At 71.2% G+C, this 25,418-nt stretch carries 26 protein-coding genes; 10 read left to right on the plus strand and 16 right to left on the minus strand.

What is annotated here, in order from left to right; translation table 11 throughout:
- Window positions 1–7 precede the first annotated feature (7 nt).
- From NAG42_RS09680 to NAG42_RS09710, 7 genes are all read right to left on the minus strand, one after another.
- Window positions 8–1,069 (minus strand): amidoligase family protein, encoded by a 1,062-nt coding sequence (locus NAG42_RS09680; RefSeq protein ID WP_250029587.1) that lies wholly within the window; start codon window positions 1,067–1,069, stop codon window positions 8–10.
- Window positions 1,066–1,884, minus strand: a complete 819-nt coding sequence (locus NAG42_RS09685; RefSeq protein ID WP_250029588.1) for a hypothetical protein — start codon at window positions 1,882–1,884, stop codon at window positions 1,066–1,068. Before NAG42_RS09685 ends, NAG42_RS09680 begins: the two co-directional genes overlap by 4 nt.
- A complete protein-coding gene (locus NAG42_RS09690) occupies window positions 1,881–2,399 on the minus strand; it encodes a SigE family RNA polymerase sigma factor (RefSeq protein WP_250030322.1) in 519 nt (172 codons plus the stop codon). Before NAG42_RS09690 ends, NAG42_RS09685 begins: the two co-directional genes overlap by 4 nt.
- 63 nt (window positions 2,400–2,462) lie before the next feature.
- A complete protein-coding gene (locus NAG42_RS09695) occupies window positions 2,463–3,392 on the minus strand; it encodes a diacylglycerol/lipid kinase family protein (protein ID WP_250029590.1) in 930 nt (309 codons plus the stop codon).
- 10 nt (window positions 3,393–3,402) lie between these two features.
- Entirely contained in the window at window positions 3,403–4,953 is a 1,551-nt protein-coding gene (locus NAG42_RS09700; protein WP_250029592.1) for an alkaline phosphatase D family protein, read from the minus strand.
- A 105-nt stretch (window positions 4,954–5,058) separates the two neighbouring features.
- Window positions 5,059–5,655, minus strand: a complete 597-nt coding sequence (locus tag NAG42_RS09705; RefSeq protein WP_250029593.1) for a DedA family protein — start codon at window positions 5,653–5,655, stop codon at window positions 5,059–5,061.
- Window positions 5,656–5,795: 140 nt separating this feature from the next.
- Entirely contained in the window at window positions 5,796–7,049 is a 1,254-nt protein-coding gene (locus NAG42_RS09710; RefSeq protein WP_250029595.1) for a pyridoxal phosphate-dependent aminotransferase, read from the minus strand.
- A gap of 314 nt (window positions 7,050–7,363) precedes the next feature.
- On the opposite strand from NAG42_RS09710, the gene NAG42_RS09715 reads away from it, so the two are divergent.
- Genes NAG42_RS09715 through egtD form a run of 4 tightly spaced genes read left to right on the plus strand, consistent with a single transcriptional unit; the run spans window position 7,364 to window position 11,536 of the window.
- The gene (locus NAG42_RS09715; RefSeq protein ID WP_438872394.1) at window positions 7,364–8,539 is read left to right on the plus strand and encodes a glutamate-cysteine ligase family protein; all 1,176 of its coding nucleotides are present in this window, start codon (window positions 7,364–7,366) and stop codon (window positions 8,537–8,539) included.
- Window positions 8,536–9,837: an ergothioneine biosynthesis protein EgtB gene (gene egtB, locus NAG42_RS09720; RefSeq protein WP_250029599.1), complete on the plus strand. Its 1,302-nt coding sequence runs from the start codon at window positions 8,536–8,538 to the stop codon at window positions 9,835–9,837. Before NAG42_RS09715 ends, egtB begins: the two co-directional genes overlap by 4 nt.
- Window positions 9,837–10,580 (plus strand): ergothioneine biosynthesis protein EgtC, encoded by a 744-nt coding sequence (egtC, locus tag NAG42_RS09725; protein WP_250029601.1) that lies wholly within the window; start codon window positions 9,837–9,839, stop codon window positions 10,578–10,580. The genes egtB and egtC overlap by 1 nt, the downstream gene beginning before the upstream one ends.
- A complete protein-coding gene (gene egtD, locus NAG42_RS09730) occupies window positions 10,577–11,536 on the plus strand; it encodes an L-histidine N(alpha)-methyltransferase (RefSeq protein ID WP_250029603.1) in 960 nt (319 codons plus the stop codon). The genes egtC and egtD overlap by 4 nt, the downstream gene beginning before the upstream one ends.
- 77 nt (window positions 11,537–11,613) lie before the next feature.
- Here egtD and NAG42_RS09735 read toward each other — a convergent pair whose 3' ends face one another.
- The 3 genes from NAG42_RS09735 to NAG42_RS09745 form a co-directional block, all read right to left on the minus strand.
- Entirely contained in the window at window positions 11,614–12,354 is a 741-nt protein-coding gene (locus NAG42_RS09735) for a class I SAM-dependent DNA methyltransferase (RefSeq protein WP_250029605.1), read from the minus strand.
- 84 nt (window positions 12,355–12,438) lie between these two features.
- Complete coding sequence (locus NAG42_RS09740) at window positions 12,439–13,716, minus strand: hypothetical protein (RefSeq protein WP_250029607.1); 1,278 nt, start codon at window positions 13,714–13,716, stop codon at window positions 12,439–12,441.
- 110 nt (window positions 13,717–13,826) lie between these two features.
- Window positions 13,827–14,660 (minus strand): haloalkane dehalogenase, encoded by an 834-nt coding sequence (locus tag NAG42_RS09745; protein WP_250029609.1) that lies wholly within the window; start codon window positions 14,658–14,660, stop codon window positions 13,827–13,829.
- 204 nt (window positions 14,661–14,864) lie between these two features.
- Here NAG42_RS09745 and NAG42_RS09750 point away from each other — a divergent pair, with 204 nt between their 5' ends.
- The 3 genes from NAG42_RS09750 (at window position 14,865) to NAG42_RS09760 (ending at window position 18,465) form a co-directional block, all read left to right on the plus strand.
- Complete coding sequence (locus NAG42_RS09750; protein WP_250029610.1) at window positions 14,865–15,554, plus strand: G5 domain-containing protein; 690 nt, start codon at window positions 14,865–14,867, stop codon at window positions 15,552–15,554.
- 171 nt (window positions 15,555–15,725) lie between these two features.
- Window positions 15,726–18,029 (plus strand): AAA family ATPase, encoded by a 2,304-nt coding sequence (locus tag NAG42_RS09755; protein ID WP_250029612.1) that lies wholly within the window; start codon window positions 15,726–15,728, stop codon window positions 18,027–18,029.
- Entirely contained in the window at window positions 17,992–18,465 is a 474-nt protein-coding gene (locus NAG42_RS09760; RefSeq protein ID WP_250029613.1) for a helix-turn-helix transcriptional regulator, read from the plus strand. The genes NAG42_RS09755 and NAG42_RS09760 overlap by 38 nt, the downstream gene beginning before the upstream one ends.
- A 77-nt stretch (window positions 18,466–18,542) precedes the next feature.
- Here NAG42_RS09760 and NAG42_RS09765 read toward each other — a convergent pair whose 3' ends face one another.
- Window positions 18,543–18,941 carry an HIT family protein gene (locus NAG42_RS09765; RefSeq protein ID WP_250029615.1) on the minus strand — a complete coding sequence of 133 codons (399 nt, stop codon included), beginning with the start codon at window positions 18,939–18,941 and terminating at the stop codon, window positions 18,543–18,545.
- A gap of 64 nt (window positions 18,942–19,005) precedes the next feature.
- Here NAG42_RS09765 and NAG42_RS09770 point away from each other — a divergent pair, with 64 nt between their 5' ends.
- Window positions 19,006–20,442: a nitroreductase family protein gene (locus NAG42_RS09770; RefSeq protein WP_250029617.1), complete on the plus strand. Its 1,437-nt coding sequence runs from the start codon at window positions 19,006–19,008 to the stop codon at window positions 20,440–20,442.
- Here the strand turns inward: NAG42_RS09770 and NAG42_RS09775 are convergent.
- From NAG42_RS09775 to NAG42_RS09790, 4 genes are all read right to left on the minus strand, one after another.
- The gene (locus NAG42_RS09775) at window positions 20,420–20,857 is read right to left on the minus strand and encodes a diguanylate cyclase domain-containing protein (RefSeq protein ID WP_250029619.1); all 438 of its coding nucleotides are present in this window, start codon (window positions 20,855–20,857) and stop codon (window positions 20,420–20,422) included. The two genes, NAG42_RS09770 and NAG42_RS09775, sit on opposite strands and share 23 nt — an antisense overlap.
- A gap of 72 nt (window positions 20,858–20,929) precedes the next feature.
- Window positions 20,930–22,051, minus strand: a complete 1,122-nt coding sequence (locus NAG42_RS09780; protein WP_250029621.1) for an alpha/beta hydrolase family protein — start codon at window positions 22,049–22,051, stop codon at window positions 20,930–20,932.
- Window positions 22,048–22,377, minus strand: coding sequence for a transcriptional regulator (locus NAG42_RS09785; RefSeq protein WP_250029622.1), 330 nt, complete (start codon window positions 22,375–22,377; stop codon window positions 22,048–22,050). Before NAG42_RS09785 ends, NAG42_RS09780 begins: the two co-directional genes overlap by 4 nt.
- The gene (locus NAG42_RS09790; protein WP_250029624.1) at window positions 22,374–23,075 is read right to left on the minus strand and encodes a hypothetical protein; all 702 of its coding nucleotides are present in this window, start codon (window positions 23,073–23,075) and stop codon (window positions 22,374–22,376) included. Before NAG42_RS09790 ends, NAG42_RS09785 begins: the two co-directional genes overlap by 4 nt.
- A 191-nt stretch (window positions 23,076–23,266) precedes the next feature.
- On the opposite strand from NAG42_RS09790, the gene NAG42_RS09795 reads away from it, so the two are divergent.
- Together NAG42_RS09795 and NAG42_RS09800 are read left to right on the plus strand one after the other, a co-directional pair.
- Entirely contained in the window at window positions 23,267–24,157 is an 891-nt protein-coding gene (locus NAG42_RS09795) for an isocitrate lyase/phosphoenolpyruvate mutase family protein (RefSeq protein WP_250029626.1), read from the plus strand.
- Window positions 24,154–24,891 carry a 3-keto-5-aminohexanoate cleavage protein gene (locus tag NAG42_RS09800; RefSeq protein ID WP_250029628.1) on the plus strand — a complete coding sequence of 246 codons (738 nt, stop codon included), beginning with the start codon at window positions 24,154–24,156 and terminating at the stop codon, window positions 24,889–24,891. The genes NAG42_RS09795 and NAG42_RS09800 overlap by 4 nt, the downstream gene beginning before the upstream one ends.
- Window positions 24,892–24,900: 9 nt before the next feature.
- On the opposite strand, the gene NAG42_RS09805 is transcribed toward NAG42_RS09800, so the two are convergent.
- Window positions 24,901–25,365, minus strand: coding sequence for a winged helix DNA-binding protein (locus NAG42_RS09805; protein ID WP_250029629.1), 465 nt, complete (start codon window positions 25,363–25,365; stop codon window positions 24,901–24,903).
- Window positions 25,366–25,418: the final 53 nt, after the last annotated feature.

The following is a 25,418-nucleotide window of genomic DNA, read 5'->3' on the forward strand; positions in this document are numbered from 1 at the left end:
GGGGTTTTCAGTGGCGGGCCAGGGCCTCGGCGGCGAAGTGCATCAACTGCTCCACGGCCAGGGCCGGGTCGGATTCCGGCTCGGGCATCGACGACGAGACCAGGCAGCGCTCGAGCAGCAACTCGACCAGTGCGGCCCGGTCGACGATCTCGCGGGTGTCGATCGAGCCGGGCAGGATGCGGATCTCGACGGTGTCGCGGATCGGGCGCTCGGCGAACAGCTGGGTCAGGTTGATGTCCAGGAACTTGGTCAGCCCGCCTTCCTTGGCCGCGAGGCTCAACTCGTCCCACCCGGGCCGACCGGCGGTGGCGGCCACCAGCGGCCCGGGCAGCGGGGCGAGGCGGCGGCAGGCCGGGTTGGTCTGCAGCAGCGCCCGCAACGGCTCACGCCACCCGGAGAACAGGCGCACCACGTTGGCCAGGGCCAGCGGCCCGCGGAACGGGCCGCCGTCGAAGTGCAGGTGCACCGCGGCCTCGGACGGCACGGTGAAACCGAGCTCCCGGGCCGGGCCGAGCAGCTCCTCGATCGCCTCGTCGTGCCCGGCGGCGATCGGCGGCGTCACGATCTCGCACGGCCGCTCCCGCTCCGAACCCGCCGGTGCGGCCAGCGCGATCGTCCCCCCGTCCGGGTCGTCGAGCCGGAACACGTCGCCGACCTGCGTGGGCTTGGTGCCCCACAGCGAGGCCGCCGTGTCGAGCAGGGTGTCGAGCTGGCCGGCCGGATCGCACTGCTCGGCGAGCAGGCTCAGCAGCCGCGGCTCGTCGCTGAGCACGCGGAACCAGCCGGGCCGGGCCGGGGTGCGCGGATCGAGTCCGTCGAGCAGGGTGATGTCGTCGACCAGGGTGCACAGCGGGCTTCCGTCCGGCCGGTCGACCGCGAAGCCCAGCGTGAGGTTGAGGAACTTGCCCAGGCCGGGCACCAGCGACGGCTCACTGTCGCGGTGCCAGACCGGGCGGACCCGGCCGCCGCAGCGGGCGGCCAGGTCGTCGGCGAGGCTGCGCCGGCTGGCACCCGCGGGTGCCATCAGCTCGATCTCGAAGCCGATGCGCCGGCGCAACCGCGCGGTCACGGCTGGATCGGAAGGGTCTGACCGGCCAGGAGCCGCTTGCCACCCTCGACCTTGGCCCCCCAGGCGTCCTTGAGCTTCCAGATCTTAGCCAGCTTGACCGCGTCGGAGACGTCATAACCGGCCTGGAAGAACTTGTCGGCCCGCTTCGACTCGAGCGCGGCGGCCACGTTCTCCTTGGTCGGCTTGACCGGCAGCTCCTGACCGGCCAGCAGGCGCTTGCCCGCCTCGAGCTTGGCGTCCGACGGGTCGGCGATCTTCCAGACCTTGGCCAGTTTCTCGGCCTCGGTCCAGGTGTAGCCCGCGTTGAAGAACGCCCTGAACCGCGCCTCGTCCTGCGGGGAGATCGTGCGCTCCTCGACCGGGGCGTCGGGCGTCGGATTGATCGGCAGCGTCTCGCCGAGCAGCAGACGGCGGCCGGCCTCGGCCTTGACCGCGACCCGGTCGTCGTCGCTCAGCTTCCAGATCTTGGCCAGGCGACCGGCGTCGTCGTAGCCGAACCCGGCGTCGTAGTAGGCCTCGATCTGGGTGTCGCGGGCCTTGCCGGGGTCGGCGCTCGCGCTCACGGCGGGGGCCGCGGCCGGCACGCCGGCCGACGTGGTGCCGACCGTGTCGTTCGCGGGCAGGAACGCGGGCAGGTTGATGGCCCCGGCGATCAGGCCGGCACCGAGGACGCCACCGGCGGCGATCTGCGCGCCCCGCCGGCGCCGCTTGTATTTCTGGGAAAGCTCCTGAACGCGGGCGTAGACCGCGGACGGGTCGGGGGTGTTGGACTCGTGCGTCTCGAATGCCTCGCGCAGCTGATCGCGGTCGGTCACGACTTCTCCTCGGCGGGAATGCGTTCCATGAGCTCCGGTGAGAGCCGGAGGGTTTTCAGCGCCCTCGATGCGTGGCTGCGCACGGTGGCCGGGGAGCACCCCAGCAGGTCGGCGATCTGGTTGTCCTCCAGCTGCTCGTAATACCGCAGCACGAGGACGGCCCGCTGTTTGCGCCCGAGGGTGGACAGGCGCCGCCAGAGGACGTCGGCCATGACGACACCCTCGGCGTGGTCGCGCACACCACCACGGGCATCGTCCAGCTCGACCAGCCGTTCTCCGACCACGTGGACGTGGCGGACCGCCCAGCTGCGCCGCCACGACAGGTACTCGTTGAGCACCATCCGTCGCACGTACGCCTCAGGCGATTCCGCCTCGCTGATCCGCCGCCATCGGACTTGCGCCCGGGCCAGGACCTCCTGAACGACGTCCTGGGCCAGATCACGGTCGCCGGTGAGGACGACCGCGTAGCGCAGGAGACTCGGAAGCCGGGCCATCGCGAACTGCTCGAAGGTCACAACCACTACGACTCCCCTCGTGCCGAGTCTGTGCAGTCCCGTCCGAATGTTTCTGGACTTTTGTCAGCGGTCCGGGGCGTCGGCCGGCGCCATCACGCGCAGGGCGTTGGCCGCCAGGCCGATGCGCATCGGCGTGCTGCCCGCGGGCTCGCCGTCGACCTCGACCCGGGCCGGGCGGCCGGTCTCCAGCCACAGCTCGTCCACCGCCAGGAACGGCTCCTCGCGCAGCGTGCGGGACGGACCCTTGGCCGCGTTGCGCGCCGTTTCGACAAGCAGCTGACGCCGCGAGGGTCCGCCGACCGGGTACGCCACCAGGAGCCGGTCGTCCGCGTCGGCGTCCCCGGCGATGGGCCGGCCGGCGTGGTGGCCGCCGTTGGCCACATACACCTGATGACTGTGATAGTCGTGGCTGCGCCCGGCCGCCCGCACGGTGATGCGCAGCGGCTCGTGCCGGGTCAGCAGGCCGAGCGCGGTCAGCGGGTAGGCGAAGCGGCCCAGCAGGCGCTTGAGCGGCCGCGGCGCCCGGAGCATGACCTCGGCCGACAACCCCACCCCCACGTGGTTGGTGAACGGCTCGTCGCCGGCCAGCCCCAGGTCGAGGTCGATCACCTTGCCCTTGACGAGCACCTCGACCGCCTGGTCGAGGTCGAGCGGGGTGTGCGCGGTGCGGGCGAAGTTGTTGGTGGTGCCCAGCGGCAACAGCCCGAGCGCGACGTCCTGGTGGGCCAGCAACCGGGCCGCCGTGCTGATCGTGCCGTCGCCGCCGCCCGCGATGAGCAGATCGGGCTTCTTGGCCAGGCCCTCGGCCAGGATGCGCGGGAGCTCGCGGGGGCGGTCGACGGCACACGAGCCGAGCAGCGCGAACCCGGCGCCGGCGAGCCGTGCGCGGGCGGTCTCATAGAGCAGCCGCCCGCGCCGCGAGTGAGTGTTGACCACCAGCACCGCGCGCCTGTTGTCGCGGATGTCCTCGGTCAACTGCTCCTTCGTGCGCACCCTGCCGACCCTATCGGGTCAGCACGCTGGTCCCCGCCTCGACGGCCCAGGCCGCGCTCGTGGTGACCGGCGAGTCCCGTACGTCGATGGTCTCGACCGTGCGGACGTCGGTGTGCCAGACCGAGCGGGTCACCAGGCACCGCAGATAGCCGCGCCGGGAACCGTCGAAATAGCGCACGTGCGGGTTGAGTACCGGGTTGACCTGCTTGAGCGGCCCGTCGAAGGCGATCGGGAAGTCCGAGCTGACCGAGGTGGCGGTGAACTCGACGGCGACCGGCTTCTGCTCGGGCCGGTCGAAGTCGGGCCGCAGCTCCGAGAACCAGGTCGAATGGATGTCGCCGGCCAGGATGACCGGGTTCTCGACGCGCTTCTCGGCGAGGTGGTTGAGGAAACGGGTGCGTTGCGGGGCGTAGCCGTCCCACTGGTCGAGGTTGGCCACGATGGGCGGGACCGGGGCACCGGTGGGGTTGGGGAACTTGATCCGGCTCATCATCACCTGCTGGGCGACGACGTTCCAGCGGGCCGGCGAGTGGTCGAGCCCGGCCCTGAGCCAGCGCTCCTGGTCCTCGCCGGTGAGCGTGCCGTTGTTGGCCAGGCCCGCCTCGGCCAGGCCGAAGTCGCCGGGGAAACCCCCCGGCTGGTCGGTGCGGTACTGCCGGGTGTCGAGCACGTTGAGGCGCAGCAGCCGGCCGAAGTCGAAGCGGCGGAAGATGCGCAGGTCGGCCCGGCCCGGGCGCAGGTCGGCGCGGATCGGCATGTGCTCGTAGTAGGCCTGATAGGCCGCCGCTCGCTGCCGGGTGAACTCGGCCCGGGTCTGCAGCTTGGCACCGGTGTCGTCGACCTCGTCGATCAGGCCGGCGTAGTTGTTCTCGGTCTCGTGGTCGTCCCAGGTGACGATCCACGGGAACGCGGCGTGCGCGGCCTGCAGCGCCGGGTCGGTCTTGTACTGAGCGTGCCGGGCCCGGTAGTCGTCGAGGGTGACCAGCTGGTCGAGCCCGGGAGTGGCGGGCGTGGTGTGGCGGCGGTCGGCGAAGCGGCTGCTCGGGTCGTATTCGTAGATGTAGTCGCCCAGGTGCACCACCACGTCGAGGTCCTCGGCGGCCAGCCCCCAGTAGGCCGGCCAGTAGCCGTTCTGGAAGTCCTGGCAGTTCACGACGCCGAACCGGAGCCGGGACGCGTGACCCGTGGTCCTCGTCCGGCCGACCGGGCTGATCTGGCCGAGGGCGCGGAACCGGTAGAAGTAGTCGTGGCCGTCGTCGAGCCCGCGCGCGTCGACGTGCACCGAGTGGGCCAGCTCGGCCCGCGCGGTCGTCCGGCCGTGCCGCACCACGCGGCGGAACCGCTCGTCCCGGGCGACCTGCCACTCGACCTCGACCGGGCGGCGCAGACCGGCCCGCACCAGCCGGGTCCACAGGATCACCGCGTGCGGCAGCGGGTCGCCGCTGGCCACGCCGAGGGGGAAGAGGCTGCCGCTCGCGTCGGCGTACGCGGTCCCGGCCGGGATCGCGGCGGCACCGGCGGCCAGGGCGGCACCGGCGAGGACGTGGCGGCGATCGGGCATCGGTGCCTCCTGACGGAGTGGACGTTCGTCGACGGTCACCCTTGCCGCGGCCCGTGGCAAGGGCACGACGGCGTGGCGACACCCATGTGACGTGAAGATGACTGTCTATCGCACCCGCTGGGGCTGCCGGCCGATCCGCTGGATGCCCACGGCCAGGCCGGTGATGGCCAGCGCGGCACTGCCGGCGACGAGGAAGCCGAGCAGCGGATGATGCTCGAAGAGGGTGCCGCCGAGATAACCCAGCAGCGCGGCCTGGCTCGCCCACAGCACCACGGCGGCCGCCGTGTACCAGGCGAAACGCTTCGGCGGATAGCCGACCAGGCCGGCTGCGAGCGCGGTCGTCGACCGGCCGCCGGGCACGTAACGGGCGAAGACGATGACCAGGCCGCCGCGGCTGCGCAGCAGGCGCCGCACCCAGTCGTGCACGGCCACGGCCCGGCGGTGGCTCAGCCGGGCGGTGACGGCCGCGGTGCTGCGCCGGCCGACCCGGTACGACAGCACGTCACCGGCCCAGGCCCCGGCCGCGGCGACCAGCACGAGCAGCCCGAGGTGGGGCCGGCCGGTGCCGGCGGCGGCGACCCCGCAGGCGAGCACGGTCGACTCGCTCGGCATGAACGGCACCAGGGCGTCGAGGCCGGCGACGACGAAGACGACAGCGAGGATCCACGGGCTCGCGGCGACCGCGTCGAGGTAGGGCGGCATGCGCTCACGATCGGCTACGAACCGGACGCGGACATGTACGGCGGTCGACGGGCAGAGGTCATTTGCGGCGTCGGCGGGGACCCTTTCCGGTGGGCGCGGCCCACCGGCGTGAGCGTCGCACCACGCAGGCCGCCCGGCGTCTAAGCATTGGCGGCCCGGCGGGCCGTGTATTCGCCACCGCGGCGCGACGGGTACTGGATCAGGTTGTCCGGGGCCTCCTCGCGCGGGGCATCCCAGTTCCGGCGGGTGTCGACCGGCTCCTCGTAGGAGCGCACCCGGAACTGACGGCCGTAATCCATCATGCCGTCGATCAGCCGGTCGACGTCGCGGGCCGGGCGCACCACCAGCCGCATGAACTGGCTCGTCATACCCAGCTTGTTGCCGCACTCCCGGGTGTAGACGCCGTGGTTGGCCACCAGGTAGTCGCGCAGCGCCACCCCGGACCACTCGGTGGGCAGCTTGACCAGAATGAAGTTGCCCTGCGACGGGAAGACGGTGAGCCCGGGGATGCGGGCCAGCTCGCCTGCCATCGAGCGTCGGTCCCGGCTCAGCAGGCGCAGGCTGTCCTCGTACTCGTCCTCGTGGTCCTGAATCATGAACACGACCTTCTCGGCCAGCGAGTTGAGGTTCCACTTGGGCAGCGCCTTGCCGATCTGGCCGGCGATGGCGGGGTTGGCCATCAGGTAGCCGAAGCGGATGCCGTGCAGGCCGAAGTTCTTGCCCAGGCTCTTGAGCACCACGGTGTTGGGGCGGATGACCGCGTCCGGGCCGACCGACGGGTACTGCTCGAGGTCCGAGAAGTCGATGAACGACTCGTCGATGACGACCAGGTCGAGGTCGCCCAGCATGTCCATGAAGCGGATGACGTCGCGCCGGGGCAGGTAGCAGCCGTCGGGGTTGTTCACGTTGCAGACCACGGCCACCCGGGAGCCGCGGTCGCGGATGAAGCGTACGTAGTCATCGAGGTTCAACCGGAAGCCGTCGCGCTCCTGCAGCGGGAACATGTCGACCCGCTTGCCGGTCTCGAGCGGCTGGTCGGTCCAGCGGCCGAACGTCGGGATCGGGATGGCCACGCTCTCCTTGATGAGCAGGTGGTCGATCCACGTGATGAGCTCCGTCGAGCCGTTGGCCATCGCCACCGTCTGCGGGTGCAGGCCCAGGACGCTGCACAGCTTCTTGGTGATGCTGGAGGAGTCGCTCGGGTAGTACTTCAGGATGTTCTTGAGGTCGCGGCTGAGCTCGTCGAACATCTCCGCGGTGGGGAAGTACGGGTTGCAGGGGATGCAGAAGTCCACGATCTCGACGCCCTCACCCGCGCTGCGAGCCAGGTCGAAGTAGGAAGCGCTGTGCGCGCCCTTGTGCAGGATCGAGGTGTCGATTCCGGTCCCCGCCATCGAGACTCCTTCACTCCTCCGGCTGCCGCGCCGCTCCGCCGGGACGCGCGTCGAGAGGTACGAGAGCGGCCACCAAAGGGTTCAGGTATTTCCCAGTGACAATGCCGAATTCGATGTTTGCGCAGGTGAAGGCGTTTCGATGCCCTTAAGAGCCGCTTAACCGCCGAGTGAAACGCTTCCCTTTTCCGAGTGACCCAGATCACTCAGCCGGGAAGCTCCAGCGTGACGGCTGTCCATCGAGGACTGGCTGCCGCCGGTCCGCGAAATTGTCGGACCCCGCCCGTAGGTTCGGCTCCATGACCAAGAGCATCCGGTTGCTGGCGGATGGTGACACCGACACGGTGGCCGTCCTCCACACCCAGGCCGAGGTGGAGGCACGGATCCGTGCCATCTGCTTCAAGACCGGCCCCCCGTCACTGATCGGCGCGGAGCTGGAGTGGACCGTGCACAGCATCGCGGCGCCCGAGGCGCCGCTGGCCGTCGAGACGCTGCGGCAGGCGCTCGGCCGGCACTCCCCCGCGACGCTCGGCGCGTCGCACCCGCCGCAGCCCCTCCCGGCCGGCGGCACGGTCAGCGTCGAGCCCGGCGGGCAGATCGAGATCTCCTCCGCGCCCGCCTCCTCGCTCGCCGAGCTGCACGCGGCCGTCGGCACCGACCTGGCCCGCCTCACCGTTCTGCTCGAGGCCGCCGGCCTGGCCCTCGGCGAGCACGGCATCGATCCGCACCGCGCACCCAGGCGCCTGGTGCAGACCCCGCGATACGACGCCATGGAGCAGGCGTTCGACGAGCGCGGCGGCGACGGCCGGGTGATGATGTGCAGCACCGCCGGGCTCCAGGTCTGTCTCGACGCCGGCACCGATCTCCCGACGCGATGGGCGGCCGTCTCGGCGCTGGGCCCGCCGCTGCTGGCCGCGTTCGCCAATTCCCGCCGGCGGGCGGGGGCCGACACCGGCCTGGCCTCCGCGCGCATGGCCGCCTGGTGGGCGATGGACCCGCGGCTCACCCGTCCGGTCGGCGTCTCGGCCGACCCGGCCGGTGACTGGGTCCGCTACGCGCTCGCCGCGCCCCTCACGTGCGTACGCCGTGACGGCGACTGCTGGGTGGCTCCGACCGGCGCCACGCTGGACGACTGGATCCGGGGCGCGCTGCCCCTGCCGCTGACGGTGGCCGACGTCGACTATCACCTGAGCACCCTGTTCCCGCCGGTCCGCCCGCGCGGCTACCTCGAGGTGCGTTATCTCGACGCGCAGGCCGGCGACGAGTGGTTCGCACCGGTGGCCGTGCTGGCCACCCTGCTGTCCGACCCGGCCACCACCTCGGCCGCGCTCGATCTGGCGCTGCCCACCGCCGACCGCTGGGAGGCGGCCTGGCGTGACGGGCTGCGCGACCCGGCCCTGCGCCGCACCGCCGGAGCCGTCCTCGACCTGGCCCTGCGGCGCGCCGCCCTGCCGGCCGGGGTCACCGAGACGATCGAACGGAAACTGCGATGACCATCGAGACCGAGCGGCTGCGGGATCGCGTCGCCGCCGAGCTGACCCGGGCCCGCGACCGCACCGTCCTGCTCACCGAGGCCGTCGACGACGGCGACCTCACCCGCCAGCACTCGCCGCTGATGTCCCCCCTGGTGTGGGATCTGGCCCACGTCGGCAACCAGGAGGAGCTCTGGCTGGTGCGCGATGTCGGCGGCCGCGAGCCGGTGCGGCAGGACATCGACGAGCTCTACGACGCCTTCAAGCACGCCCGCCGCGACCGCACGGCCCTGCCCCTGCTCAACCCGGCCGAGGCCCGGCGTTACGTGGCCCAGGTGCGCGCCAAGGCGCTCGACGTGCTCGACCGGGCCCGCCTCGACCAGGGCCGCCGCCTGGTCGCCGACGGGTTCGCGTTCGGCATGATCGTCCAGCACGAGCAGCAGCACGACGAGACCATGCTGGCCACCCTCCAGCTCCGCGCCGGCCCACCGGTGCTGCCCGCGGCGCCGCCGCCCGTTCCCCCGGTTGCGGTCACGGGTGAGGTGTTCGTGCCCGGCGGGCCGTTCACCATGGGCACCGACACCGAGGCGTGGGCGCTCGACAACGAACGCCCAGCGCACCGGGTCGAGGTGCCGGCCTTCCACATCGACCGGGCGGCGGTGACGAACGCGTCCTACGCCGCGTTCATCGACGCCGGCGGCTACGACGACCCGCGCTGGTGGAGTGCGGCCGGGTGGGATCACCGGCAGGCGGCCGGGCTGGTCGCGCCCGCGCACTGGCAGCGGGACGGCGACGGCTGGGCGGCGACGACCTTCGGGCGGACGGCTCCGGTCGTGCCCGACGAGCCGGTGGTACACGTCTGCTTCCACGAGGCGTCGGCGTATGCGTCCTGGGCCGGCAAGCGGCTGCCGACCGAGGCCGAGTGGGAAAAGGCGGCCCGGTTCGACCCCGCCACCGGCCGCTCGCGCCGCTTCCCGTGGGGCGACGAGCCGCCCTCGCCGCGGCACGCCAACGTCGACCAGCGGCACCTGCGACCCGCGGCCGCCGGGGCCTTCCCCGACGGCGCCTCGCCGCTCGGCGTCCACCAGCTGATGGGCGACGTGTGGGAGTGGACGTCGACCGACTTCCACGGTTATCCCGGGTTCACCGCGTTCCCCTACCGGGAGTATTCGGAGGTCTTCTTCGGCCCCGGCTACAAGGTGCTGCGCGGCGGCTCGTTCGGCACCGACGGCACAGCCGTGAGAGGCACATTCCGCAACTGGGACTATCCGATCCGGCGGCAGATCTTCAGCGGCTTCCGCTGCGCGCGGGACGCCTGATGTGCCGTCACCTGGCCTATCTCGGGCCGCCGGTCCCGCTGTCGCGGCTGCTCTTCGAGCCGGCGCACTCGCTGTCGCACCAGTCCTGGGCGCCGCGCGACATGCGGGGCGGCGGCACGATCAACGCGGACGGGTTCGGCGTGGGCTGGTATGCGGCGGACGGACCCGTGCGCTATCGCCGGGCCACCCCGCTGTGGAGCGACCCCGACCTGCCCGGCCTGGCCGCGTCGGTCACCGCGGGCGGGGTGCTGGCCGCCGTCCGCAGCGCCACGGCCGGCATGCCGGTCACCGCCCCGGCGGCCGCCCCGTTCGCCGAGGGACGGTGGTTGTTCAGCCACAACGGTGTCGTCGCCGGCTGGCCGGGCTCGGTGGAGAAGCTCGCCGCCGATCTGCCCACGACCGACCTGCTCACGCTCGACGCGCCCACCGACGCGGCGCTGCTCTGGGCGCTCGTCCGCCACCGGCTGCGCCGCGGCTCCGGCCTGGGCGAGGCGGCCGCCGGCACGGTCGCCGAGGTGGCCGCGGCTGCTCCCGGCTCGCGCCTCAACCTGCTGGTCACCGATGGCACGACGATCGTGGCCAGCACCGCCGGCCACGCCCTGTCGGCGCTCGTCACCCCGGATTCCGTCCTGATCAGCTCCGAGCCCCTCGACGACAACCCGTCCTGGCAGCCGATTCCCGACCGCACGGTCCTGGTCGCCACGCCGGGCGCCGTGCGGCGGATCCCCCTGGGAGAAACATGACCGTCCCGCTCGAAATCCATCTCGACGCCGACGACCAGGAGCGCGCCCTGCGCGCCGACGTGGTCGCCGGTCTCACGGCGACGCCGAAATCGCTGCCGCCGAAATGGTTCTACGACGCCCGCGGCAGCGAGCTGTTCGAGCAGATCACCGAGCTGCCCGAGTATTACCCCACGCGCGCCGAGCGGGCCATCCTCACCGCCCACGCGACCGACATCGCCCGCCTCACCGGGGCCCGCACGCTCATCGAGCTCGGCTCGGGCTACTCCACCAAGACCCGTCTGCTGCTCGACGCCCTGCGGCCGGAACTGTTCGTCCCGATGGACGTGTCGCCGACCGCACTCGAGGCCGCGGCCGCCCGGATCGCCGTCGACCACCCGTCGCTCCGGGTGCGCAGCATCGTCGGCGACTTCACCCGCCATCTCGGGTTCCTGCCAGTGGCCGACGACCGCCTGGTCGCGTTCCTCGGCGGCACGATCGGCAACCTGGCGCCGGACGAGCGGGCCCGCTTCCTGGCCGGCGTCCGCGGCGTCCTGCGACCCGGCGAGCACCTGCTGCTCGGCACCGACCTGGTCAAGAGCCCGCGCGTGCTGGTCCCGGCCTACGACGACGCGGCCGGCGTGACCGCCGAGTTCAACCGGAACGTGCTACGCGTCCTCAACCACCACCTGCAGGCTGACTTCGACGTCGACGGCTTCACCCACGTGGCCCTGTGGGACGCCGACCACGAGTGGATCGAGATGCGCCTGCGCGCCCGCAGGCCGATGCGGGTCACCATCCCCGCCGTCGACCTGGCCGTCGAGTTCGCCTCGGGCGAGGAGATCCGCACCGAGATCTCCGCCAAGTTCCGCCGCGAGGGCGTGGCCAAAGAGCTCTCCGAGGCCGGCTTCACCCTCGACCACTGGTGGACCGACCCCGAGGCCCGTTTCGCCCTGACCCTGGCCCGCGCCCTGCCGTGACCGCCGTCCCGTCCCGTCGCGGCGCGCAGCCCTACGCCGCAGGCCGCAGCCCCAGGCCGCAGCCCCAGGCCGCAGCCCTACGTCGCGGCGGGACGACAGGCGACGGCGAGCATCGTCGGGATGCCGGCGAACCAGCGCTCGTAGTCGGTCCGCTCCGCCTCGGCGCCGAGGTGCGGCGGCAGCGTGGGCGGCTCGTGCAACCCCGTCACCGCCAAGCCGTTGCGGGCCAGCAGGTCGACGTACCACGACAGCGGCCGGTGGTAGTGGTGATGCCCGCCGAAGGTGGTGATCCACCGTCGCTCATGGTTCAGGTAGCCGGTGACCTTGCGATAGCGCTCGCCGGTGGCGGCGTCCTCGACCGGCGCCTGCGCGAAGAAACTGGGATGCAGGATCGAGAAGACGAACACCCCGCCGGGCTCCAGGCACGCCCGCACGTCGGCGATCAGCGGCGCGAGCTCCGGCAGGTCCATGAGGACCATGTGGGCGACCACGCCGTGAAAGCGGACCCCGGACGGAGGAAGGCCCTCGGTGAGGTCATGGGCGGTGAACTGGACGTCGGGATATGCGGTCGAGGCGTGCCGCAGCAACGCCTCGCTGCCGTCGACGCCCGCCACCGTCGCGCCGGCCAGACGCAGCCGCTCGGCCAGCCAGCCGTGACCGCAGCCCAGGTCGAGGACCCGGCGCCCGTTCAGCTCACCCAGCGAGCTCCACAGAAACGGGCTCAGCCGCCGGTAGAACGAATCGTCCGCACCGCCCGACTGCTGAGCGTAGCGTTCGGCGGCCTGGTCCCACAGTCGGATGTCCGGGTTCGTCGACACCCGTCGATGGTGGCACGGCGCCGCCCGGAGTGCTCCGGGCGGCGCCGTCAGGGCCGGTAGCGGACGATCGCGAAGGCGGCGCCGTCAGGGCCGGTAGCGGACGATCGCGAAGGCGTCGCCACCTTGGACGCCACCGGTGCCGCCGACGAGCAGGCGGCCGTCGGGCTGGATCTTGAGGACGTTGCCCTGGTCGTATCCGCCCAGGTCGGTGACGACCACGCCGCCGGTGCCGAACGTGCGGTCGGGGCGGCCGTCGGCGCGATACTGGGCCAGGGCGATGTCGGCGTCGATCTGACCGGTGGTGGTGATGCGCCCGTCGGGGCGGATCACCGGCGAGGCGACCGGGCCCGAGACGTACGTGAAGCCGTTGCGCCCGAACGACCGGTCGGCCCGGCCGTCCGGCCGGTAACGCGCGATCCCGCTGCGGGTGACGTCGTTCTGGATGACCCCGACGGTCTGCACGATGCGGCCGTCGCGGCCGACCGCGAGCCCGGACGAGAGGTCGATGCCCTGGGGCCCGCTGTAGTCCCGGACCACCCGCCCACCCGAGCCGAACGACGTGTCCAGCGCTCCCCGCGGCGTGAAACGGGCCAGCACGGTGTCCGAGGTGGGCTCGGGCAGCGTGCTCCAGTAGCTGGTGGTGCCGGCCACGACGATGTCCCCGTCCGGCGCGAGCGCGACATTGCTCACCGAGTCGAACTCGCGCGGCCCCAGGTCGGCCCGGACCACCCCGCCGACGCCGAACGCCGGATCCGGCGCCCCGCTCGGCAGCAGCCGCAGGAGCACCGGCGGGACGCTGCCGTCGGTGGTCGCGCCCGAGATACCCACCAGGATCTTGCCGTCCGGCTGCCGGATGAGCCCGGCCGGCCGGGTCGCGTACGCGGCGTCGCCCAACTCCGGGTACAGCCGGCCGTTGGTGCCGAACGAGGTGTCGATGCTTCCGTCGATGAGATACCGGACGAGAACCAGCTCCGAGAAGCCCGCCCGCGACACGGTCCCCGCGACCAGGATGCGGCCACCGGGCTGCAACACCACCGCGCTCGGGTCGTCCCAGAACGAATCCGGGTCGACGTCGGTGACCACCGCGCCGAACGTGTTGTCCAGCAGGCCGTTGGCCAGGTGCCGCTCCAGCAGGAAGTACCCCTCATTGCCGTTGCCGACCGCGATGATCTTCCCGTCCGGCTGCAGCGCGAGATCCCGCACGTAGTCCCCGCCACCGTGATCGGTGGTGACCCAGCCACCCACGCCGAAGGACGGGTCGAGCACCGGCCCGCGCCCCGCACCCTCCGCGGCCTGCGCCGCCGACGGCACCCCGAGCGCTCCCACGGCCAGCACAGCCGCCAGCAGACTCCGCATCAACATCGAGGACCACCTTCCCCGTACGCCTCGTCCACCGTGGATCGCGACGTGCCGTCAGTGTGATCCCCGCACCCGGGCGACGGGCCCCCTTCCCCGCGATGAGTCAATACCGGTCATTGGGCGGAAACAGCGACCCACTCCACCAGCTCCCGGGCGATCGCCTCCGGCTGGTCCTCGGGCAGGAAGTGCAGCCCCTCCCCGACGTCCCGGACCCGCACCCCCGGCGCCACCCGCCGCACCTCGGCCACCCGCTCCGCCCCGATGACCGCCCCCGGCCGTCCCACCAGCAGCAGCCGCGGCACCTCGGTGGTCCGCAGCCATTCCCAGTTCGCCGCCAGCACAGCGGCCGTCTCGGCCGGCTCCCCGCCGATCGGGATCTGCGTGACCCACTTCCAGATCGGGTGCCGCGACCGAGCTGTCGGGTAAGGCGATGCGTACGCGTCCCGCTCCTCACCGCTGAGCGACCGCAGCATGCCCCCCGGCAGAACCGTGGACAGAAAGAAGTTCTCCTCCTCCACCCTCCGCCGCCCCTCCACCGGATCCCGCAGCCGCCGGAACAGCTCCCGCCCACCCTCGTCGAAGTCATCCCAGGACCCGAGCGGCCGCAGATGCCCCTCCATCAGGGCCACCCCCCTGACCCGCTCCGCCCGCGCTCGCGCGTACTCGACGCCCAGCCCGACACCCCAGTCGTGCCCCACCACCCAGAACGGCGCGTCCAGCCCATCAAGCACCGCCGTCAGATACCGCCGATGATCCGCCCACTCGTACGCAACGTCCGGCTTCGGCGACCGCCCCATCCCGACCAGGTCGACCGCCACACACCGAAACCGCGCCGACAGCAACGAGATCACCTGCCGCCAGAGATACGACGACGTCGGATTCCCATGCAGAAACACCACCGGCTCCCCATCCCCGGCGACCGACACGTGCAACCGCTCCCCAGCCATGCTCAGTCCGCCCCTCGTCCCCACAACGCTCCAAAGCCGCTGCCGACGCCGATCGCCGTCCTATGTGTTTCCCACCAATGCAAGAGTCATAACCCGTTCGGTTCTTTCGTTCGATGGGCGGTCGGCCGAACCGCCGATCCCCCCGCACCCGAACACGCCCAGACTTGCGCGGTGACATATCAGACACCGCCCCAACCGGGTCCGATGTGGCCCGGCCCGCCACCCCGTAAACAGGGCTTTTGGCACCGCAGAACACCACTTCAACGCGCCGGCCTCATCGTCGCCGCCCTGATCCTGCCCTGCTGCGGCGGCCTCACCGCGATAGCCACCTTCACAGACACCAAACCCGACACGGTCACCGGAACAAGCGACAACCTGGCCGACATCCAGCCCATAACAACAACGCCGCCGGCCGGCTCACCCAGCCAAGAACCCACCGAAGCCGCGCCCACAGCGCCGACAACCGCCCCGTCCACTCCCACCGCCGTCAAGAAGACCACGGTCACGACGACGAAGGTCCCGTACAAGACAAGGCGAGTCGACGACGACAGCCTGGCCGAGGGCAAAACCCGGGTGCGCACCAGAGGCGTCAACGGCATCAAGACCATCACGTACGAGATAACCACCGTCGACGGCCAACAGACCGCCCGCCGCGTACTCACCACAACAATCACCAAGAAGCCCATCACCAAGGTGATCGCGGTAGGCACCAAATCCGTCCCCACCAACAAGTGCGACCCGAACTACACCCCCTGCGTCCCCATAGCCAGCGACGTCGATTGCGCCGGCGGCAGCGGAAACGGCCCCGCCTACGTGGACGGCCCCGTCACCGTAGTCGGCTCCGACATCTACAAACTCGACCGAGACGGCGACGGCACCGCCTGCGACACCTGAGTGGGTGTTCCAGAGGGAAACATTCCAGGGCACTAAGATCAGATTACGGGCGCCGACGAGGTCAGCCGCCCTCAGCGATCAGCAATCCCTGGTTCGGTCGAGTCCGGGCCGCGACGGCGGCACGCAGCGGCGGGGAACGATCAGGGTCAAGTCACAGACCTGGGGGCAAGCATGCTGGTAGGTCGCCGGGTCGAACGCGCCACCCTGGACCGGCTGGTCGACGAGGTCCGCGCTGGTACGGGTCGTGCTCTCGTCGTTCGGGGCGACCCCGGAGTCGGCAAGACGGAGTTGCTCGACCACATCGCCGAGCGTACGACCCGAATGGGATGCCAGCTGCTCCGGGTTGCCGGAGTGCAGTCGGAGATGGAGTTGGCGTTCGCGGGCCTGCATCACCTGTGCCTGCCGCTGATGGACCGATTCGATCAGCTACCGCCGCTCCAGCATGCGGCGCTCGCCTCTGCGCTCGGTCTGGCCGAGGGGCCGGCGCCGGACAGGATGCACGTCGGCCTGGCCGTACTCAGCCTTCTGTCAGCAGCTGGAGGTCGTCGCCCCGCCATCTGTGTTGTCGATGATGAACAGTGGTTGGACGAGAGCTCCGCGCAGGTTCTGGGCTTCGTCGCACGCCGATTGCTGGCCGATTCGGTCGGCATCGTCTTCGGGACCCGGGAGCCTGGCGCCGAGCTCTTCGGGCTTCCTGAGCTGCAGGTCGCCGGCCTGCTGGACGACGAGGCTCGGACGCTGCTGGCGTCGGCCTTACGCGCTCCGCTGGACGAACGCGTCCGTGAGCTGCTCGTGGCCGAGTCAATGGGGAACCCGTTGGCGCTCCTGGAACTCCCGCGGGGGTTGTCTGCCGATGAGCTTGCCGGCGGGTTCGGCTTGCCCGGAGCCGGGTCACTCAGCAGCCGCATCCAGGACAGCTTCGTCCGGCAGCTCGAAGCCATGCCGGCGGCGACGCGGCGCCTGATGGTGCTTGCCTCGGCCGACCCGTCCGGTGACCCCTCGTTGGTGTGGAGGGCGGCCCGCCTCCTGGGCCTACCGAAGGATGCGCAGGGACCAGCTCTTGACGCAGGGCTGGCGGAGTTAGGTGTGCGCGTGCGGTTCCGGCATCCACTGCTCCGCTCAGCGGTCTACGGGTCGGCTACGCCGTCCGAGCAACGCGCCGTCCACGCGGCACTGGGCGAGGCAACCGATGCGACCGTCGATCCCGACCGTCGGGCTTGGCACCGGGCGCTGGCGGCAGACGGACTCGATGAGGAGGTTGCGGTTGACCTCGAGTCCTCGGCCGGCCGGGCGCAGCGCCGCGGAGGGATACCGGCGGCAGCCGCTTTCTACGAGCGAGCCGCATTGCTGACGCCGGATCCCACTCGCCGGGCCAGTCGACTCCTGAACGCCGCGCGAGCGAAGCACGAAGCCGGCGCCTACGAGGTGGCCGCACGCCTTCTGGAAGCGGCCGGCGGGGGGCCGCTCGGGGAATGGGACGCAGCGGCCCTTGAGCGCTTGCGCGGCCAGATCATGGCGAACATGAATCAACAGCGGAGTGCTGGGGAGACTCTGTTGGGGGCAGCGCGGATGTTCGAGCCGCTCAGTGTTGACACGGCGCGCGAGACCTACTTGGAGGCACTCTGGGAGATCTCCCAGTGGCCCGGCGGACGTGACGGGCTCAGAAGGGACGCCGCCTTGGCCGCCCGGTCCGCGCCCGATGCCGGCCATCCTGCTCGAGCGGTCGACGACCTTCTCGACGGGCTTGCGGTGAGATTCACCGACTGCTTCGCGGCCGCGGCACCCCACCTGACGCGAGCTCTCGAAGGCCTCGTGGCCATGGATGACAGCCCAGAGGACGTCCTTCGTCTGTTGAGATCCACGTGCGGCGGGGCCACTATCCTGGTCGCGCTCGAGCTGTCCGACTTCCCGGTCTGGGACGCGCTTTCCGCCCGAGCCGTTCGGGTCTCCCGGGAGGCGGGAGACATGGTTGCGCTCGAGTTGTACCAGCATGGCCGTGCGCTGTTCCACCTGAATCAAGGTGAGCTGCACAAAGCCGCGCGGCTGCTCGAGGAGAACGATGTCTTCGCAGCGATGACCGGCCGTATGACCCGCGGAGTCGTGGACATGTTCATCGCCGCTTGGCGCGGGGACGAGGCAACGGCGGGCAATTTCATGCGCGGCATGAGTGAGATGGCGGAGCAGATCGACGCTGAGGTCCTGGTGGCCTACGCGTCCATAGCCGGCGCAGTTCTGAACAACGGGTTGGGCCGCTACCAAGTGGCCCAGGAACAGGCCTGGCAAGGATTCGAGCTGGACGTCCTCGTAGTGGGACCCCTGTTGGTGCCCGAGTTGCTCGAGGCTGCGTGTCGGACGGGAAACACCAGTTCGGGCCGGCGCAGCAGCGGCGTGGCTGTTCGAGCGCGCCGACGCCGCTCCCACCGATTGGGCGCGGGGCATGGAGGCCCGCGCACGTGCACTGCTCGGCGAAGGTGATACCTCGGAGGGCTTCTACCGGGAGTCGATCGAGTTCTTCAGCCGCACCGGCTTCGGCGCCCAGCATGCACGCGCGCACCTGCTCCTCGGGGAATGGCTGCGACGGCAGAATCGTCGATCCGACGCGCGCGCACATCTTCATACTGCCCACGAGATGCTGTCCAAGATGGGGGCGGAGGGATACGCCGAGCGCGCACGCCAAGAGCTGGCGGCGGCGGGCGAGAGGGTAGGCAAGCGTAGCGTTCAGACCACCACAGTGCTCACCGCGCAAGAGGCACTCATCGCTAGACTGGCTCGCGATGGTCACACCAATCTCGAGATTGCCGCGCAACTGTTCCTGTCGTCACGAACCGTCCAGTACCACCTGAAGAAAGTGTTCACCAAGCTGGACATCACCTCTCGCAGAGAGCTGCGCTCCGTCCTTTCTTCCGCTTGAGGGGAAGCGAGGGTATAACGACGAGCCGGCGGCGCCGCTGAAACCGATGTCAACCGCAACCAAGTCACCCCGCACACCTACCGCCCGAGCACATCCAGAATCCGCTTCTGGTCTTCGTCAAGCCGCTCCCCGGGAACGTCGGAATCAACCCGGGAGAAATCGAAATCAGCCATCTCCCAGGCCGGAAAGACATGCACATGAGCATGTGGAACCTCGAACCCGGCAACAACCAGCCCCACCCGAGGCGCCGAGTAGGCCACTTTGAGTGCCGCCCCCACCCGATGACTGACCGCCATCACATGACCGAGCAGCTCAGCGGGAAGCTGAGTCCAGTCATCGATCTCCTCGCGCGGAACGACCAGCGTGTGACCGGCGGTGAGCGGCGCGATGGTCAGGAACGCGGCCACCCGATCATCGGTCCAGATGAAACGTCCCGGGATATCGCCGTTGATGATCTGCGAGAAGATGGTGGCCATCGTCCGTCCTTGTCCGAGTAGGTGGGACCCCACCTTAATTGGAGATCCCTGGCAGAGTGTGGACGTGGACCTCGACTCCGGCGCCGGCCTGCTGCACCGTCTGACCTCGTATTCACCCGACCGCGAGTGGGACGTCCCCCAGGACGACCCGCGTCTGCGGCACGACCTCACGTCCAATGACTTGGACACCGTCCCACCCCAGGTCAAGACCTTCCCGTACGGCTTGCCGACCGTCCCCCTGCCCCGGGTTCTCCCGGATCCCGGAGCACCCGCCGCCGCCGTACTCTCCGGAAGCCCCACCGCCCCGCAGCCGCTCGACGCCGCCCAGCTCGGCCGCATCCTCTTCCTGGGCGCCGGCGTCGTCCGCACGTCCGACCGCAACGGCCGCACGATCCTTTTCCGCGCCTCCGGTTCCGCCGGCGCCCGTTTCCCGCTGGAGGTCTACGCGGTCACTCGCGGCGTGGCCGGGGTCGACGACGGCGTCCATTGGTACGACCCGGTCGATCACGCCCTGGTGCGGATCGGCCCGCCCGCTCACGGCGACGCCACCACCTTGGTCATCACCGGCGTCCCGTGGCGCACCGGCTGGCGCTACCTCGAGCGCGGCTTCCGCCATCTCTACTGGGATTGCGGCACTTTGCTGGCCCAGCTCGAGGCCGCCTCCGCCTCGGCCGGCCTCGACCCGCGCCTGCGCACCGATTTCCCCGACGAAGCGGTCCGCGACCTGGTCGGCGCCGACGGTGTGCACGAGTTTCCACTGGCTCTGCTCACGTTCGGCTCCGGCACCCCCGCCGTCGAGCCCACCGGCCCCGCCGTGCCCGGCGAGCTGCCGGCCGTCGAGTTCCCATTGGTCACCGCCGCCCAGCGGGCCGGCGACACCACGGTCCTCGGCGACCCGTGGCCCGTCGGCGACGAGGTGACCGCTCCCCCGTCAGCCGAGACGATCGACGGTGTTGTCCGCCGCCGCGGCTCGCAGCGTCGGATGGATCGTTCCAGGACGCTGCCTCGGGAGGCTCTCGACTGGCCGATGGCCGCGGCGCTGCGCGGGATCGACGTGCCGCACTGGGTGGCCGTTCATGGTGTGGACGGTGTCGAGCCCGGTATCTACCGCTGGCCCGATCTGGCCGCACCGATCGTCACCGGCGACCTGCGGGACGAGCTGGAACGGGTGTCGCTCGGCCAGTCCTTGTCGGCCGAGGCGGCGTACGTGGTCATCGCGGCCGTCCCCGCCGACGGCCTGGACGATCGCGCCTACCGGGCCGCGCAGCTGGCCGCCGGCCTGGTCGAGGGCCGGCTGCATCTGGCCGCCTACGCGGTCGGCGCCAGCGCGACCGGCATGACGTTCCTCGACTCCGAGATCCCGGCCCTGCTGCACGAGTCCGGCGATCTGGTCACTCTGCTGTTCACGTGCGTCGGCGTCCCCGAATACAAGGCGCGTCCCGGTGGCACTCCCGGTGATCCGGTCGAGGTCGGCCGGGTCATGCCGCGCTCCGTCGACTGACGTCCTGCCACACCGCCCAGCGGGTCTCCGGCCCGACCTGCCGGGCCCGGTGCATGGCTTGGCGGCTGCGGTCGGCGAGCTCGTCGTAGCTCAGCTCACCGGGGGCGGACACGGCGACGCCGATGGCCGCGGCCAGGGCGACGAGGCGTCCTTCGACGATCACCGGGCTCAACGAGGAGGCGATGCCGCCCGCCACGTCGTACGCCTGCTCGGGGAACGCGAGGTGCGGGAGCAGGACCACGAACTCGGACTCGCCCGTCCGGCTCACCAGCCCGGACGGGGGGACGCCGGCTCGCAGCACCCGCTCGAACGGGGCCACCTCGCACAAGGCGTCGATCGTCAGCAGCGCGGTGTGGTGGCCACCGGCCAGCGCACGGCGGGTCGCCCGGCGGAAACGCCACTGCCGCATGTTCATGATCCCTCACTGCTCCGCCGCTCCGACCTGCGGAAGATCGGATGCGGCGGAGCCGACTTGAGGGGTCGGTCGTCAGGGGATGAACTTCACCTCGGTGAAGGCCCGGCTCGGGCCTTCGAGCAGGCGTTGCCGCCGGTGGCGCAGGTGCTGGTCGAAGAACGCGAGCGGGTACGCCTGCTGGATGCGCACCGCGCGGGCCGGGTCGAGGCGGCCGACCCAGGATTCCAGCTCCTCGTCGTCCAGCCCGGTGATCCTCGCGATCTCGGGGATGAACCACTGCTGGTCGTTGTACGACCCGTGGGCCGCACCCTTGGCCTGGATGTTGAGCCGCCACCCGCTCAGGAGTCGCCAGAACCGCTCGACACTCTCCTCGGTGCGCCGCGGGAACTCGGCGCTCATGATCATGAACGGCCGGTCGACCGCGCCGACCTCGGGCTGTGACTGCATCTCGCCGTCGAAGCCGATGCCCGCCTTCACCCGCCGGTCCGTGTTCATGACCAGGGCGGTCGAGGTGGCCCCCTTCGACCATCCGTACATGCCGATGGCGCCGAGGTCGAGCGCGGCGCCCAGCCCGGCCGGCAGCGGGCGGCGGTCGGCGTCCGGGTTGCGGCCGGCGGCCAGGTCCGCCAGCTTGTCGAGGAGGATCCGCATGTCGGCGGCGGAGTCCCACGGGTTGAAGCTGTCGACGTCGTCGAGACCGAGCCGGCCGTCGGGGAACTCGGTGTATCCGTCACCGGTGTGGTCCACCGTGGCCACCACATATCCGTGGCTGACCAGCTCCTGCACCACGATGGTGGTCTCCGCGCGGCAGCTGCCACTGCCGTGCGAGTACACGACCACCGGGTGCCGGCCCTTCCTCGCCGGAGCTCCCTCGCGGCCGACCGTGAGCGGTGCCCCGACGGCGTCGGCTTCGAAGCCCACCGACTCGATGAGAGCGTGCCACGACGCGGCCGGCATCCAGGGCGCGACCGGATGGCGCCGGCCGTCGGGCGCGGCGGGATACCAGACGCTGGCCATGAGCTCGCGGGTGCGGGTGACGAAGTGCAGCGGCACGACGCCGACCCGGTGCGGCCCGGTCGGCGGGGGCAGGGTGAGCCGGGGCGGGCCGGCCGCGGCGGATGCCCGGCCGGCGCCGAGGGGCACGGCCACCCCGGTGGCCAGCGCGGCGGTGAGCAGGGTGCGGCGAGTGGTCATCGTTCCTCCGTGGTGGTGGTGTCGACCCGGGCGACGAGCTGCTTGAGCCGCCCGATCTCGTCGGCCAGGGCGGCCCGGCCGGGCTTGGTGAGAGTGATCCACGTGCGGGCGCGCTTGCCGGCGTACCCCTTCTCCAGCTCCACCAGCCCGGCCGTCTCCAGGACCGTCAGGTGCTGGGAGAGGTTGCCGCCGGTCAGGTCGAGCTGGGTGCGCAGGAAGCCGAACTCGACCCGCCGGGCCTCGTGCGCGATGGTCAGGATGCCCAGCCGGATCCGCTGGTGGACGAGGTCGTCCAGGCCGTTGGCCGGATGGTCGGAGCCGGTCATCGGGGCCGCCGCCATCGCTGGGCCAGGGCGAAGCCGGCACTGCCGAGCAGGAGCAGTCCGCCGTTGATGACGAGCTGCGGCCCCATCCCCCAGTTGCTGCCCCAGTTCTCGCCCCACCCGAAGTTGATCGGGACCAGCGCCACGACCAGGTAGCCGAGGGCGAACACGGCCAGCGCGACGTGCCGTTCCAGCCAGGCCAGCACGAGCAGGGCCAGCCCGGTCGCGCCGGAGGCATCGACCAGCCGGATCAGGAAGGTCACAAGGGGCGGCGGGGTGTCCGGGAAGTACGGGTAGTCGAGAAGCTGCCAGGCGAAGCCGACGAGGGCCGACGCCACGACGAGCGCGATGCCGGTGACCACATAGGGCCGCACCCTCGTCCCCAGCCCCCTGTCGCGGGCGACCCGCAGGTACCCGGCGGCGATCACCACGTAGGCCAGCACCAGACCCACCCACCAGTAGATCTGCGCGGACAGGAACCAGGCCCGGCAGACCTGGCCGCCCAGCGGATCGGGGCGGCAGTCGCTGACGATCGGGTCGGTGAACCGGTAGACCAGGATCGCGCCGAACATCACCACGCCCAGGGCCAGCAGCGGCAGCCAGGTCACCCGCTGGGCGACCCGGACCCGGCGGGCGAGCCCGCGCGCGTCATCGAGCAGCCGCCGGGCATCACCGTCGGCCGGAACCACGTCTGAAGTCATGCCAATAGGTTTCCACAGCAAACCGTTTTGCGCCAGGGACAGGTTTTGGCAAGTGCAAAGCAAACGGTGGGCGTCCCTGCCGACGGGCAGTCGTCGAACCCCCGCCGCTCACGGTCACCCCCGCGCCCTGCCCGCGCTGCTGGTGGGACGCGACGACAGCCCGTTGGCGGTGCCGCGTTAAATAGTCGTTCATGAACGCCTTCCGAGAGCTGCTGTCCGCCGCCCGCGTCACCCATGTGCCGGGTGTCTTCGATCCGCTGAGCGCCACGCTCGCGGTGCACGCGGGCCACCGGGCGGTCTACCTCGCGAAGGCGGCGGTGGCCGCGGTCATGATGGGACGCCCCGACGTCGGCAACGTGCCGGCCACCCAGATCTCGGATCGGGCGGCCACCCTGGGCCCGGCACTCGGCGGGGTGCCGCTGATGGCCGACGCCGGTGCGGGCTTCGACAGTGCGCGGGACGCGGGCTGGACAGCGTTGTCCTACGAGCGCGCGGGGATCTCGGCCCTGGTCGTGACCGATCCGGACGGCGCCCGGCTCACCGCGCTGGCCCGCCAGGCGCCCGGGGTCGCGGTGATCGCCCGGACCGACGCGTACGCGGTGAGCGGGCTCGACGCCGTGATCGAGCGCGGCCGGGCGTACGCGGCGGCGGGCGCAGACGCGGTGCTACCGGGCGGCATCCGTACGCCGGAGGAGCTCTTCCGCCTGCGGGCCGCGCTCCCCGGCGTACCGCTGGTCCTGTCCCGCTCGGAAGCCGCCGGCGCGGCACCCGCGCTGTCCGACGAAGACCTGGCGGCCCTGGGCGTACGGCTGGTCCTCCACCCGATGGCCGCCCTGCTCGCCGCCGCCCGGGCCGCCTCGCAGGCCTATCGCGCGATCGCCGACGACGGCACAGCCGACGCGGTGGATCGCATGCCGTGGGCCGCGTTCACGGCGGTTTCGGGTGGCGAGGTCCCGTCGGACCAGGCCGGCGCCGGCCCGTCGCCCGCGACCCGCGCCGGGTCCTCCCCCACGGCCGCCGCCGGCGCTTCTGCCGCCCGGGCGGGCGGGCAGCGGTCGTCGTCGGGCAATCTGGGGTCATGACCATGCTGCAGGTGACGCCGAACGGGCCATGGGGCAAGGACGTGCACCCGGCGATGCCGGTGACGATGGACGAGGTCGTCGACGAGGTGCGCGAGTGCTTCGCGGCCGGGGCGACGGGCGTCCACCTGCACGTCCGCGACGAGTCGGGCATCGAGACGCTGGATCCGGCGGTGGTCAACGAGACGTGCCGCCGGGTGCGCGAGGCCGCGGACGGGCCGGTCGAGGTGGGGCTCACCACCGGGGCGTGGATCGTGCCCGAGGTGGCCGACCGGGTCGCCCTGATCCGCGAGTGGGAGGGCGTCGACGTGGCCACGGTGAACCTGTCGGAGGACGGGTTCGAGCAGGTCATGCGGGCGATGCTGGACGTCGGCATCGGCGTCGACGTGGGGTTGTGGTCGCCGGCCGAGATGTCCGCCCTGCTGGCGTCGGGCCTCCTGCCGCACGCGAGCCGGGTCAGCATCGAGCTCGACAACGGCGAGCCCTATTTCCTCGAGGGGCCGCCCGAGGCCGTGGCCCAGCGGGTCAACGATGCCCTGGACGAGGCCGGCTCGACCTGCCCCCGGCTGACCCACGGCATGAACGACTGGACGTGGCCGCTGGTCCGCGACGCCTTCCGCCGCGGCCACGACACCCGGGTCGGTTTCGAGGATTCGATCTTCCTGCCCGACGGCGGCATCGCCCTCAGCAACGCCGACCTGGTCCGAGCCGCCGTCGCCCTGCGCCAGGGAGGCTGACAGGGGTCACTACGCCGAGCCGCCGGTATTGCGAATCAGCTGCCGGAGGACCTTGAGAGCGGTAACATAGTCGGCGTCATCGATGCCCTGGTGGATGAGGGCTCGGATCGCCGGCGCGTGCCGGCTGAGGTCGACACGCGCACTTTCCCCCGCCTCGGTGATCCGCACCCTCTCGTTCTCGTCTCGGGTCAGCCAGCCGCGCTCGACCAGGACATCCGCTTCGGCGTCCAGATCGTCCTCGTCCCTCAGGTACGAGGCCATCGCGTGCCGGAGCTCAGGAACGGTCCTCCCGCCACCATCCGGCGAGAGATCATTCTTGGAAAGGTTGCGGAGCAGCCAGAATTGGGGTTGCGTCATACCGAGTTCGGCTTGTCGAGCGCGGGTGAAGGTGATGAGGGACTCGTAGGCCACGCCGGTCCAGTAGGCAGCCGGTTGGCCTGCGAGTTCGACGTCCGGCAGCAGCAGCGTCGTCACGTGATTGCCTCCGATCGCAACGGGTGAAGCGAGGCTAAGACCTCAACCGGGGT

The sequence above is a fragment of the Paractinoplanes maris genome, assembly GCF_023544465.1.
GTDB classification, from domain to species: domain Bacteria; phylum Actinomycetota; class Actinomycetes; order Mycobacteriales; family Micromonosporaceae; genus Actinoplanes; species Actinoplanes maris.